At 71.1% G+C, this 12,523-nt stretch carries 13 protein-coding genes; 2 read left to right on the top strand and 11 right to left on the bottom strand.

Translation table 11 applies throughout. The annotated features are described in order from the left end of the window. Positions 1–51 precede the first annotated feature (51 nt). The 9 genes from IF02_RS32875 to IF02_RS34645 all read right to left on the bottom strand — a co-directional run bounded on the left by IF02_RS32875 (position 52) and on the right by IF02_RS34645 (position 9,899). Positions 52–1,101: a methyltransferase domain-containing protein gene (locus tag IF02_RS32875; protein ID WP_051695360.1), complete on the bottom strand. Its 1,050-nt coding sequence runs from the start codon at positions 1,099–1,101 to the stop codon at positions 52–54. After that, positions 1,098–2,045 (bottom strand): TauD/TfdA family dioxygenase, encoded by a 948-nt coding sequence (locus IF02_RS0100480; protein WP_030152772.1) that lies wholly within the window; start codon positions 2,043–2,045, stop codon positions 1,098–1,100. Before IF02_RS0100480 ends, IF02_RS32875 begins: the two co-directional genes overlap by 4 nt. Before the next feature lie 6 nt (positions 2,046–2,051). Next, positions 2,052–3,377, bottom strand: a complete 1,326-nt coding sequence (locus IF02_RS0100475; RefSeq protein WP_030152770.1) for a biotin carboxylase N-terminal domain-containing protein — start codon at positions 3,375–3,377, stop codon at positions 2,052–2,054. 66 nt (positions 3,378–3,443) lie between these two features. Beyond that, positions 3,444–4,208, bottom strand: a complete 765-nt coding sequence (locus IF02_RS0100470) for a metallophosphoesterase (protein ID WP_030152769.1) — start codon at positions 4,206–4,208, stop codon at positions 3,444–3,446. After that, complete coding sequence (aepY, locus tag IF02_RS0100465; protein ID WP_030152767.1) at positions 4,205–5,317, bottom strand: phosphonopyruvate decarboxylase; 1,113 nt, start codon at positions 5,315–5,317, stop codon at positions 4,205–4,207. Before aepY ends, IF02_RS0100470 begins: the two co-directional genes overlap by 4 nt. Further along, complete coding sequence (locus IF02_RS0100460) at positions 5,314–6,168, bottom strand: isocitrate lyase/phosphoenolpyruvate mutase family protein (protein ID WP_051695356.1); 855 nt, start codon at positions 6,166–6,168, stop codon at positions 5,314–5,316. The genes aepY and IF02_RS0100460 overlap by 4 nt, the downstream gene beginning before the upstream one ends. Further along, positions 6,168–6,869, bottom strand: a complete 702-nt coding sequence (locus IF02_RS0100455; RefSeq protein ID WP_051695354.1) for a class I SAM-dependent methyltransferase — start codon at positions 6,867–6,869, stop codon at positions 6,168–6,170. Before IF02_RS0100455 ends, IF02_RS0100460 begins: the two co-directional genes overlap by 1 nt. 19 nt (positions 6,870–6,888) lie before the next feature. Next, complete coding sequence (asnB, locus tag IF02_RS0100450) at positions 6,889–9,078, bottom strand: asparagine synthase (glutamine-hydrolyzing) (protein WP_030152762.1); 2,190 nt, start codon at positions 9,076–9,078, stop codon at positions 6,889–6,891. Positions 9,079–9,605: 527 nt separating this feature from the next. Further along, entirely contained in the window at positions 9,606–9,899 is a 294-nt protein-coding gene (locus IF02_RS34645; protein WP_158708418.1) for a hypothetical protein, read from the bottom strand. A gap of 462 nt (positions 9,900–10,361) precedes the next feature. Here IF02_RS34645 and IF02_RS0100445 point away from each other — a divergent pair, with 462 nt between their 5' ends. Next, positions 10,362–10,862, top strand: coding sequence for a DUF4429 domain-containing protein (locus tag IF02_RS0100445; protein ID WP_051695488.1), 501 nt, complete (start codon positions 10,362–10,364; stop codon positions 10,860–10,862). A gap of 104 nt (positions 10,863–10,966) precedes the next feature. Here IF02_RS0100445 and IF02_RS0100440 read toward each other — a convergent pair whose 3' ends face one another. After that, entirely contained in the window at positions 10,967–11,722 is a 756-nt protein-coding gene (locus IF02_RS0100440) for a GntR family transcriptional regulator (protein ID WP_030152757.1), read from the bottom strand. Between the two features lie 79 nt (positions 11,723–11,801). Between IF02_RS0100440 and IF02_RS35330 the strand changes: the two genes are divergently transcribed. After that, complete coding sequence (locus tag IF02_RS35330; protein WP_030152755.1) at positions 11,802–12,080, top strand: hypothetical protein; 279 nt, start codon at positions 11,802–11,804, stop codon at positions 12,078–12,080. A gap of 185 nt (positions 12,081–12,265) precedes the next feature. Here IF02_RS35330 and IF02_RS36045 read toward each other — a convergent pair whose 3' ends face one another. Then, a complete protein-coding gene (locus IF02_RS36045; RefSeq protein ID WP_199809154.1) occupies positions 12,266–12,511 on the bottom strand; it encodes a hypothetical protein in 246 nt (81 codons plus the stop codon). Positions 12,512–12,523: the final 12 nt, after the last annotated feature.

Genomic DNA, 12,523 nt, shown 5'->3' with positions numbered 1-12,523 from the left:
CTGTGCGTCCTTCCCGATCGCGATCGAGTGCGCGGGTCACGGTAGCCACCTTCAGCCGCCCGCGCGGTCGAGGACACGAAAGTCGGCCATCCCGGCGTCGATCCGCAGATAGGCCAGTCGGGCGGCCGTCGCCCCGCGGCTCGCGTACACGGCGACGGCGGCGGCGGTGAGCTCCTCGGGATCGGCCTGCGGATCGGTCTCCAGGTGGTCCGACACCGTCGTCTGGACGAGGTCGGAGTCGGCGTCCACCGCCATCCGCTCGGTCAGCGTGACCGTCAGGCCGTATCCGTTCGCCGCGGCCCAGGCCCGCAGTTCGCCGTCGGTGACGAGCTGCTGGTCCGCCTGGAGGAGGAGCGCGGTCAGATGGGCCGTACCGCCCGCGCCCAGGTGCCGGGGGAGCCCGGCGAGGACCCGCCGGCCCACGCCGAACCCGTCCTCGCCGCCCTCGTGGGCGGCCTCCTCGCCCGGGGCGGCGAGGGTCGGCAGGAAGGGGATGTTCGCGATGACGTGGTCGTACGGTTCCACCCCGGCCGGCAGCGGCTCGTACAGGTCGCCGACGAGGACCTCGATCCGGTCGGCCACCCCGTTGATCTCCGCGTTGATCCGGGCCACTTCGGCGGTCTCGGGCAGCAGCTCCACCAGCGTGGCCCGGGCGCCGCCGCGGGCGGCGAGCAGCCCCTGGAACCCCGGCCCGGAGCACAGGTCGAGGACCCGCGCCCCCGCCCGGAAGCCGGTGCGCCGGGCCAGCGCGATCGAGTCCCGGCCGAAGTAGTGGCGTACGGGGAAGGGGCTCGGCGGCTCCGCGAACAGCCACACCCCGCCCGAGCGGAACAGGCTGACGTCGACCAGCTGGACCTCGGCCCCGCGCTGGTGCGCGACCCCGCTCGTGACCAGGGCCGGCAGCGCCCCGGCGAGGGCGGGTGGCAGCCGGTCGGCCGCCGCAGCCTCCCCGAGCAGCAGGAACCCGGCGAGGGTGCGCAGTTCGCCGTCGAGGCCGCGGGCGCCGGCGGCCCACTGGCGGCGGTCCACCGAGTCCCCGGGGAAGTCGGCCAGGAACTCGGCGAGGCCGAGCCGTTCGAGCTCGGTGACGACCCGTGTCACCGGACGGCCCCAGCCCCGGCGTCGGTGTCCGTGCCCGTGCCCGTGTCCGTGTCGGCCGCGGCCGCGCGCTGCGCGGTGAGCCCGATCCAGGTGCGGAGCATCAGCCGCCCGCCGTCAACCGGCCGGTCCTCGTCGAACGGCGTCCGGCCGTGCACGATCGACCGGTTGTCGATGAAGATCATCTCGCCCGGTGCCAGCCGCCCGTGCGTCTGCAGATCGCGCCGCTCCAGCAGCGAGTCCAGCAGGTCCAGCGCCTTGACCTGCTCGGGCGTCAACGGCGGTACGTGCGGATGGCTGTGCCCGATCTCGATGTAGTCCCGCAGGTAGTACATCCGCTCCCGGCCGTCCTTGGACTCCAGTACGGGCCGCTCGGTCGTGAGCGGCACCCCCGGCGTGTCGTCCCGGGTGTCGAAGTGGACCGGCAGCCGCAGCGCCGCGAGCTCCTCGGGGTGGCCCCGGAGGATCTCCAGCAGATCGCTCACGTGCACCGTGACCAGGGCCCCGCCGCTGGAGGCCTGCCGGACGCAGAACAGCGCGAAAATGTCCGGAAGCCGCCCCGGCCGGTGCGCCGCGTCGGTGTGCAGGCTGCCGCCCTGCCGGCTGTCCGAGTAGCGGCCGGTCGCGCCCTCGCCGAGCCGCACCCCCCGGTCCCGTACGTCCCGCAGCAGGGCCCCCGCGCCGTCCTGCGGCAGCAGGTCCCCGGCCAGCCGGGAGACCGCGACCGTGAACCGGCGCGCCTGCTCCTCGCCCAGGTGGTCCAGGCCGCTCAGCACGAAGTAGCCGGGCCGGGCGTCGAGGTGGCGCCGTACGTGACCGCCGATGGTCTGCCCGAACTCCCGGTACCAGGGCGCGCGTACGTCCTCCTCCCCGCTCTCGGCGACGGCCGTCGCGAGCGCGCGGTCGACGGGGTGGCGGACGGTCGAGAACGGATCGTTGCTGTTCATCTCAGATCAGACTCCCAAGGCCTGGCTGCCGAGGCGTTCCGGGACCAGCCCCGAACCCCGCAGCCACACGGCTATCTCTTCCGCGCAGGTTCCGACCCCCGAAACCCCGCTGCCCTCGACGGCCCGCAGTACCGCCCCGGCCGCCGCGCCGCGGCGCTCGCCCAGGGCCAGGACCTGCGTGACGATGTTGTCGAGGACGACCGGCCCGCGTACGTCCAGCGCGCAGTTGTACGTCACCCCCGGCTCGGGGGCCAGCTCCAGGGCGGTGATCCGGCCGGGCGCCCCGTCCGGGGCCGGCTCGATGAACAGGCGCGCCTCCAGGCAGTGCGTGTCCCGGTCGACGCGTATGCGGCCGGGGGCGGGCAGCGCGCCCTGCGCCAGCTCCATCTGGAGGGCCACCACGTCCAGGCCGGTCTGCGCCTCGCACATCCGGTAGGCCAGCGGCAGCCGCCCGTTGACCTCCAGGAAGTAGTGGCTCCGGGCACCGGCACCGACGCCGGCACCGACGCCGCCACCGACACCCGAGCCGACGATGAACTCGACCGTCGCCACGCCCCGTAACCCCATACCGGTGACGAGCCGGGCCGTGTCCGTCCGCATCCGCTCCACCAGCTCCGGGGCCACGCCCTGGACGGGCGAGGCCTCCAGCAGCTTCATGCTGCCGTCGACCAGGAGGCTCTCCCGCTCACCGAGCGGGTGCACGGTTCCGGCCCCGTCCACGGCGACCGTGACCCCGACCACCGCTCCGCGCTCCACGTACCGCTCGGCGTACCAGGCGTCACCCTCGTCCGTACCGATCTGTGCGAGCGCCCGCTCCGCCTCCGCCTCGGTGTGCACGATGCGCACGCCGAGGCCCCCGCACCCGGTGACCGGCTTGAGGATGACCGGCAGCCCGATGTCCGCCACCAGCTTGGCGATGGGCTCGTGCCCGGTCGCGTGCGGCAGCACGGGCAGGCCCAGCCGGTCGGCGGTGGCGACCGCGTGGTCCTTGTCGCGGGCCGCCGCGAGCACCTCCGCCGTCGGCCCGACGAAGGCGATGCCCGCCGCCGCCAGCCGCTCGGGCAGCTCCGGATCCTCCGCCAGCGCCCCGTAGCCCGGGTAGACCGCGTCGGCGCCGCAGCGCCGGGCGGCCTCGACGATCCGGCCCACGTGGTCGTACGTCTCCGCGAGCCCGGTGCCTTCCAGGTACTCGCACCCGTCCGCGGCGAGCGCGTGCAGGCGCTGGGGGTCCGATGAGGCGACGACGGCGATCGGCGACCAGCCCAGCCTGCGGAAGGTGTCCACGGCCCGGGCCGCGATCGCACCGCGGTTGGCGATCAGGACTCTTCTCATGGCCTTCTCCCAGCGCTTCTCGGTGGCTTTCGGGGCTCGCAGGCTCGGCAGCGGCTCGGCGGTGGTTCAGTGCTCGGGGAGGTGCGGTCGGCCGAGCGCCCTGTAGTGCGTGACCAGCCGCCGCCGGTCGTCGAGTACGTGGAAGGCCAGCGCCGGGGCCAGCTCGTAGTCCACGGCGGGCAGGCCCTCGAAGGGCAGCGGGACGGTCGAGGCGACCCCGGGCGCCACGAGCAGCGGGCGCCCCGCGAACGTCGTGGCCGCGGCCACGTGCGCGTGTCCGCACAGCAGGGCCACGACCTGCGGGTGCCGTTCCAGCACCGCGGCGAGGCGCTCCTCGCCGAACTGCCGGACCCGGTCCACGTACGGGGTGTGCAGGTCGACCGGCGGGTGGTGGAAGCAGACGAAGACGGGCAGCTCCCCGCCCGCGGCGGTCAGCGTCTCGTCCAGCCACCTCAGGGTCAGGTCGCTGAGCAGGCCCTCGTCGCTGCCTGGGACGGTCGAATCGCACAGCAGGAAGACGGCTCCGGGCGTGCGGACGACCTGGTTCAGCTCCCCGTCATCCGGCGCCGCGTCGAGCAGGCCCGTACGGAACGGACCCCGCCGGTCGTGGTTTCCGGGCAGTACCAGCACCGGGTAGGGCAGGTCGAACAGCTTGCGGGCCTGCGCGTACTCGTCCGGCGTCGCGTGGTCGGCGATGTCACCGGAGACGAGGACGGCGTCGATGGGCCCCGGCATGTCGCGCAGGTGGTTCATGACGGTCAGCGCGCGCTGCGTGGCGCGCTCCGAGAGGTCCAGGTGCAGATCGCTGACATGGGCGATGACGGTGGTCACGGCAGGTCGTCCTTCCGGGCTTCGGTCGCCGCGGCCTGGAAGCGGGCCCTGACCTCGGCGTTGGTGTGCGCCGAAGTTACCCGCGGGGGCGTGGCCCCACCCCTGCCGATGTGCAGGGCGACCAGATGCGGCCCGGGCCGCCCCTTGATCTCCCCCAGATGGGCGGTGACTTCCTCGGCCGTACGGCAGACCCTGCCCGTGCGGTATCCGGCCGCCAGCGCCAACTCGTCCCAGCGCATGGCCGTGGCGCGGGTGCGCTGGCCGCCGGTGGAGTCGTACGCGCCGTTGTCGAGCACGAAGTGGGTCAGGTTCGGGGGCCGCCGCTCGCCGACGAGCGCGAGCCCGCCGAGGTGCATGACCGCCGCGCCGTCGCCGTCGATGACCACGACGTCCTGGTCGGGGCGGTTCAGCGCGGTGCCCAGGCCCAGGCCGATGGCGTGCCCCATGGAGCCCTGCATGTAGAAGTTGCGCGGGTCGTCGACGACCCCGAACAGCTCCCGGCTGATCATGCCGGTGGTGCTGTAGACGAGCGCGTCGCCCAGGTGCCCGGCGATGACGGACACGGCGGCCCGGCGGTCCATCCGCGCGTCCGGGGCGGGCGCCGGCACCGGGCGGGCGTCCACGGTCTTCGCCGGTACGAGGACGACGAAGGACCGCCTCTCGCGCCGGGCCGACTCCGCGCGGTCGAGGAGAGCGCCCAGGCTCTCCTCGGCGGGGTCCAGGATGCCGTGGGCGACCCCGAGGGCCTCCAGTACGCCGATGGTCCCGGCGCCCATCGCCGCGTGGTGCGGCTCGTCGTCCTCGGCGTGCGGCCAGCCGCGCAGGCTGACGAACAGCAGCAGCGGGATCTCGTACGCCATGGTGAGCGAGGTCAGCGGGTCGAGGAGGTTGCCGAGCCCCGAGTTCTGGGCCAGCACCACGGCCCGGGTCCCGCCCAGCTCGGCCCCGGCGGCCATGGACAGCGCGATGCCCTCGTTGGGCGCCGGGACGTAGCTGTCGCGCTGCTCCAGCAGCGCGAACGGGCCCTTGAGGAAGGAACACGGCACCCCGCTGAAGAACCCGTACCCGCGGCGGTCCAGCTCCGCGCAGAAGAACTCGGCGCTGATCATGCGCTCCACTCCTCCCACCGGTTCACCTGGGTGAGGCCGAACAGCTCCTTCATCGGGGCGATGGTGTCCTCGACCCCGCCGGTCCCGCCCTGGAGCCGGATCTCGCCGAGGACGTCGCGCATGGCGGAGACCGAGGCGCGCAGCGCGTGGTTCGCGTAGATCACCATCGAGACGCCCGCCGCCTCGGCCTCGGCGAGGTCCCAGTGCGGATAGGTGGTCGGTACGACGACCACGGGCGTGCGGGCCTGCCAGGCCTGGAGGAACTCCAGGATCTCGATCGGCGTGGACTTCTTGGAGTGCATCAGTATGGCGTCGGCGCCGGCGTCCGCGTACAGGTGGGCGCGGCGCAGCGCCTCGGCGAGCCCGGCCCCGGCGATGAGCGCCTCGACGCGGGCGATGACGGTGAAGTCGGCGGTGGTCCGGGCCCGTACGGCGGCCTGGATCCGGCCGGCGAACTCGCCCGCGTCCTCCAGGTTCTGGCCGCCGCCGAGGAAGCTGTTCCGCTTGGGGAACACCTTGTCCTCCATGCAGATGCCGCCGATGTCCGCGGCCTCGAACTGGCGGACCGTACGGACGACGTTGATGTTGCCGCCGAAGCCGGTGTCGCAGTCCGCGAGCAGCGGCAGCCCGGTCGCCTGGTTCACGTGCGAGCAGGCTTCGAGCAGCTCGGACATGGTCAGCAGGCCCAGGTCGGGCAGGGCCCGGGAGGCGGAGATCTCGAAGCTCGACGCCCACAGGCCGTCGAACCCGGCTTCCTCGACGAGCAGGGCGGTCAGCGCGTCCCGGGATCCGACGATCCGGGCCAGTGCCCTGCGTTCCAGCAGTTCGCGCAGTCGCGTCGCCTTCGACACTATTCCCCGGCCCTCTGCGCGAAACGGCCGTGGCGGGTGCCCGCCACGTCCTCCCCCGCCGACTCGAACACGCAGTGCCAGTGGAAGGAGCCGGGCGCGGAGTGCTCGGCGTCGGTGGCACTGAGCAGGCGGAACCCGGGGTGCAGGCGCAGCAGGTCGGCGGCGTCCACGTACAGGTGCGGGTGCACCTTGTCGTCGGTGGCCCCGGGCTGGCGGAAGGTGTTGGGGCTCACCTCGATGCCGCGCCCGTACTCGCCGTTGCGCTTGGAGAGCATCGTGGACTGGTACGCGCCGCCCGGGCGCAGGACGCGCCGGACCTCGTCGAGTACGCGGCCCAGGCCCGCCTCGTCGTTGTGGTAGACCACGTTGAAGGCGAGGACGTAGTCGAAGCTGGCGTCCGGGTAGGGGAGTTCGCCGAAGTCGCCGATGTCGAGGGCGACCCGTACCCCGCGCTTCTCGCCCTCCTCGCGGGCGGCGCGCACGGCCGCCTCGCTGGCGTCGGTGCCGGAGCTGGTGAACCCGGCCTCGGCGAACCAGAGGGCGTGCCGGCCCACGCCGCAGCCGAGGTCCAGTACGTCCTGCGCGCCGAGCTTCCGCAGTCGTGCGGCCTCGTCCACGACCCACGGGTGCGGCCGCGACCAGTCGCCTGTGCGCCCGCTGTCGGTGCGCCAGATCTCGTCCCAGTAGAGATGGGCTGTCATCGGATGACCTCACTCGTGATTACTTTTCAGGGGCGTCGACGGACTCCAGCAGGCCGGCTTCGAGCGATCCGTCCAGCAGCGGCCGCATCGCGTCGAATGCACAGCCGGTGGCGGCGAGCGCCTCCGACAGCGGCCGGCGTCCGTCGAATCCACGCAGCAGGCGCAGCCAGTCCGCGTGGGTGAGGTGGTCGATGACGAAGCGGATGCCGCCGTCGACCACGACGTACGAGGTGTTGGCGCCCTGTACGTCGTCGAGCACGAGGACGCCTTCGGCGAGGCGGAACACCGAGGTCTCCTCGATCCGTGCCTGCGGGAACAGCTCCCGGACCTCCGGGCCCTCGAAGTCCGTGACGCGCAGTGCGTACGGGGCCGGCCCGTTCGGGGCCCGGCTGCCGGGGACGTCCACGGCCATCAGGTCGAGGATGCCCAGGTTGACCACGCGCAGCAGCAGTTCGACGTGGCCGGAGCCCTGGTCCCGCTCCAGCCGGCGCAGGGCGCGGTGGATGTTGGCGCCGTCGAGGTACTGGGCGGCGCGCGGCGAGGAGAGGGCCTGCTCGACGAGCTCGTCGCCGTTCTGCGCGAGCATGCGGGTGAAGGTGCGGTGGGTGTGGCGCACGCCTTCGCCCTCGTAGAAGGCGAGCTTGGGCCGGCCGATCACCTCGGCGGGCAGGATGTCCCGTACGGCCTCGCGGATGACCTGCTTGTCCCAGAACAGCCGCTTGCGGTAGGCGCGCGGCACGGTCGCGAGCAGCTCGATGATGCGGTGGTCGAGGAAGGGGACGCGCGCCTCCACGCCGTTGCCGGAGGCGGTGCGGTCCTCGACCCAGAAGTTGTACTGCTGCATGTCCCGGAACTTCCAGGCCAGGTAGGAGCCGTACGGGTCGTCCACCGCGCCGGGGGCGTACGCGCCGACGGCGTCGTCGCTGAGCAGCGGCAGGTCGGTGCCCTCCCACCAGACGGAGAGGGCGGACTGTGAGCCGAGCGCCTTGCGGCGGGCCATCGTCCGCAGGTTGCCCTCGAAGTCCTTCCAGTCGCCGCCGCCGGAGAGGGCGACGCTGTAGCCGCCGCTGAACTCGTCGGCGCCGGAGCCGAGCAGGATCGCCTTGAGCTCGGGGCGTTCGGCGCGGGCGAAGCGGTACATCTCGCTCTTGTAGAACTGCTCGGGGCCGCACAGCGGCGTCTCCATCAGCCAGAGCAGGCGGCGCCACTCGTCGGGCGAGGGGATCCGGTCGGCGCCGAAGGCGACCTGGTGGTTGGGGAGTCCGAGGAGGTCGGCGGTCTCGCGGGCGTACTGGGCGTCCTTGTTGACGACGGTGGCGCCGGTCAGCGCGGAGAAGGTGTGCAGTCCGGTGTGCGCGGCCAGGGAGGTGATGGCCGCGGAGTCCAGGCCGCCGCTGAGGAAGACGCCGATCTCGGCGTCGGCGATCAGGCACTCGCGGACGGAGGAGGCGAGCAGGTCGCCCATGCTCCGTACGAAGAAGCTCTCGGGGAGCCCGCCGGCCTCGGCCGGCGTGGGCAGCTCCCAGTACCGGTGCACGCGGGTGGCCCCGCCGCGCAGGCTGATGTCGACGATGGCCCCGACCGGAACGTGATCGATCCCCTTGAACCAACTGACGGGCTCGTCGTCGCTCATCACCGGCGCGGAGCTGAGCCCCTGGTCGGCGAGGGCGCGCGTCCAGTCGAGCTCGCGCGGGCATTCGGGGTGCGCGAAGAGCGCCTTGACCTCGGAGCCGAAGAGCACGGTGTCGCGGTTGCGGTGGATGAACAGCGGCTTGATGCCGAGCCGGTCGCGTGCGAGCAGCAGCCGCTGCTCGCGCAGGTCGATGACGGCGATCCCGAACATCCCCCGCACATCATCGAGAAACCCGATCCCCCTCTCCAGATAAAGATGGAGAAGCACCTCGCAGTCGCTCTCACTCCGAAAGCGAACCCGCCCCTCGAACCCCTTCCGCAGCTCCCGGTGGTTGTAGATCTCCCCGTTCGCCGCGAGGATGACGTTCCCGTCCTCGCTGATGAACGGCTGCCGCCCGCCCTCGGGGTCGATCAGCGCGAGCCGCGTGAACGACATGCACGCGGGCCCGGTGTGATGGAACTGCATGTCGTCCGGCCCGCGCGGCCGCAGCGCATGGGCCATGTCCCGGAGAATCGCGTCGGCGGACCCGGCAAGAGCGCTTCCGTCCGTATGGGCGAATCCAGCAATTCCGCACATAAGCCTTCCGATTCCCCTGTGACTGGTGACTGGAGCGGACATGCCACGCCCCCCGAACGGGAGGCGTGGCATGGGATCGCTGCTAGCGGACAGCGGCGACGATGGTGCCCTGGTCGACCTTCTTGGCCTCCGGCTTGACGTAAACCTTCATCTGATTCACCTCCGCTCGGCGTCAGTGGTCACCTACTGCTGAACAGCATCCCCACCCCCGGTGTCCCCCCGGTGGCCCCCCAGTGGCCCGAACCGGCACGCGCCGTACGCGGCGGATGACACGCAGTACGCCAAGCCAAAACGAAACAGGGCCGGTCTCCCAAAGGAAACCGGCCCTGACCTCGTACTACAGCGTCGGGGTGGCGGGATTTGAACCCACGACCTCTTCGTCCCGAAGCAACCCCGGTGGTGGGCCGACCATGGGGCGCGATGCCGCTGACCTGCGCTAACAGTCCCAGACAGTCCGCCGCCGTCCGGCACTGTCCGCCCCCGTTGTCACTCAGTTAGACACTCAGACCGAGCCGCCAGGTGACGCCCTACGACGGTGGCACAGTCCACTCGGTAGAGGTCGTGGCGCTCGCCGGTTGATAGACGATCTTTGTGGGTCGCCGCTCTTTCGACACGGGGAACGGGATCTTGCCGCGCAGGCAGTCGCCGGCTTTGACCACGGTGGGGAGCGTCGGATACTCGGGCTTCGGCAAGTCGCCTCCGTTCAACCCGGTCGTCTGCGTTCGTGTCCCGTCGGCAAAGGCCAGCGACCAAGGCTGCTGATCGCTGCTGATGTCGGGCCCCTGCTTGTTGCACACCTTGACCTCGACGGCTGCCCACACGCCGTCGTTGACACCAAGACCATCCCCGGGTGGCCTGGCGCCCTTGACGGGCTGCTCGTAGGACAGGACGACAGTTGTGCCGCTCGCCGGGTCTGGTGCGCCCCCTCCCCACGTGGCTTCCTGGCCGATCTGAAGGGGAGCGACCGGTGTGGGTCTCGTTGGGAATGGTGTTGCAACCTTGGGCGTCGGGGTAGTGCGGTTGGCTCCGTCGGTGGAGTCCGCAGACTCTGAGCAGGCGGTGAGACAAATGAGTAGGCACACCCCGACGGTGATGTTGCTGCTCCGCATGGTCCCCCTCAGCCACTTTCGCGTTGAGGGCGATCATCTCGCTTCACCGCCTTGAAGTCCCCGAGATGGAGGTTTTGGTGGAGCGGAATGTCCGCGGGTCCGTCTTCGTGATTCTCCTCCGCGGGGGACCCGCAGTACCGGATGATGGCGACCCGACGGTTCAAGGGGGCAGCCATGATTGAAGTGTCAGGCTACGGCGGACAGATCGTGTTCGACGGCCAGTACGTCACCATCACCCGTAAGGGCTTCCTCGCACGTGCAACGCACGGCAAGGGGGAGAAGAGACTGCACGTCGCCCAGATCAGCGCGGTGCAGTGGAAGCCCGCCGGCGCTGTGGTGAACGGCTTCATTCAGTTCTCCATCGGCGGAGCCGACCGCCAGGCTCCGAAGGGTGGCCGCACACTCGACGCCAGTAAGGACGAGAACAGCGTCGTCTTCACGAAGCAGCAGCAGCCGGAGTTCGAGCGCCTTCGCGTCGCGCTCGACCAGGCGATCGCCGCCCAGCACGCACCCCAGGGCACGGCACCGAGTGCCCCTGTGTCGGTCGCAGACGAGCTTCTGAAGTTGCGGAGCTTGGTCGAGCAGGGACTACTCACGCAGGGGGAGTTCGACCAGCAAAAGGGCGCGCCTCCTCAGCCAGTAGGAGCCGAGGTGTTCGCTCGGGCTCACGCCTAGCGCAGTACGTGAGCCCGAGACGCCAAACGAGCCCGTGATGACCAGCAGGGCGATCTGCCAGCGAGCTGTTCATGGTGCAGGCGCACTGGGGTGCCGCTGGCTCTCTAGCGGTTGACGGGAATCTCGTAGACGATCTCGCACAGCGCAGCGGGGATGACGACGTCCGCCGTCTCCACGGGCTGCCCCTGGTCGCTGTAGTACGTCCGCCGGATGTGGGTCACGACGGAGGACTTCTGAATCCCGAGGAGCGACGCTTCTTCGGCGGTCGCGTTCCGCGGCTCGGGCTGCTCGACGGCATGGCTGACGGTGACACCGATCTCCGCCATGCGGTTCACGACGCCGATCCCGGCATGCGGCCCACCCTCCGGAAGCACAACGAGCGTGCCGCCGGTGAGCTCGTACGGCTCCCAACTCGTCGACAGCTGCACAGGCCTGCCATCGGCGAGGAACTCGTAGACGGTTCGGACGCACAGATCGCCCTCGGCGATCCCGAGCCGCGCCGCGATCTCAGCCGGCGCGGGCACCTTCGCCTCGGTCCGGCTCTCCCAGTTCCCCTGCTTGCCCAGTGCCTGCATGTCCGCCCGGAACGGAGAACCGCCCGGCTGCTCACGCGCCGAGGATCGCACCACCCGTACGCGCTGCCTGGGCTCGGCGACGTAAGTACCCGAACCCGCGCGCCCCTCCAGCACACCCTGAGAGATCAGCAGTTCCTGCGCCCTGCGAACCACGTTCTCGCCGACACCACACTCCTCGGCGATCTGGGCGCGTGAGGGGAGCCGATCGCCGGCCGTCCACTCGTGCTCCGCGATCCGCTGCCGCAGGACGTCGGCGATGCGGAGATAAGGCGGCTGCTCAGGCATGTGGAAAATCTAGTCCACTAGCTCTAATCTAGTTAACTAGCTTCACTCAACGTGTTCAGTCGGCGACGGAGGCCCTTCTGTGCCCGCTTCGGATGCAAGGGCCAGGGATCTCGCCGCCCGGTTGTCGGCTCTCGGGCTGACCACGCGCGTGGAGCCGCACGCCGCCTACACGTCGATCGAAGCGGAGGTACCGGAAGCGCTGCCCGCCGAATCGTGGCGGGAGGTCCTGAAAGTGGTGGCGGAGGCTGACCGATTCGGACTCGTCGCCAGCAGCTTGACCGGCCGCACTCTCTGGGCCGCCGTAAATAAAGCGGTCCCCGCGACGGGCGACGTCCGGGGACCTGGCCGTCAGCGATAGGAGCTGATCAGCGTGCACAACCGTATGGGCCCTACCCCCGCCCGCACCAGTGGGCCGCAACTCCCCGCACTCTCCTATGCCACGCACGGGAGGACCACGTACCGGTCGAGCTCGTGCGCGATCGGCACGCACTCGGAATGCGCCCAGTCGTCCCCCGCCGCGGCGCCCGTCGGCGTCCCCGTGATCTACGAGGCCTGCGCCTGCTCCTGCCACGTGGCGGACGACGCCCCTGAACCGCGGCAGGCGAACCAGTGAGAGGGCAGCCCCCCACTGGCGCGTACGCCGCGAGCATCGAGATCACATCGGTCAGCGTCCAGCTCGGCGACGTCATCCAAATTGGTGGCCAGCCATGCCGGGTCGCCGACCTCATCCAGATGCCGGCCGGGGCCAAGCGCCTGTTCTTCGAGACGGGCGAGGTGCTGACGCTGCATGCGCGGAGCCAA

Origin of the sequence: Streptomyces sp. NRRL S-244 (assembly GCF_000717915.1) — a bacterium.
GTDB lineage: Bacteria > Actinomycetota > Actinomycetes > Streptomycetales > Streptomycetaceae > Streptomyces.
The sequence above is the reverse complement of the archived record's forward strand: the minus strand, read 5'-3'. Positions and strand labels throughout refer to the sequence as shown.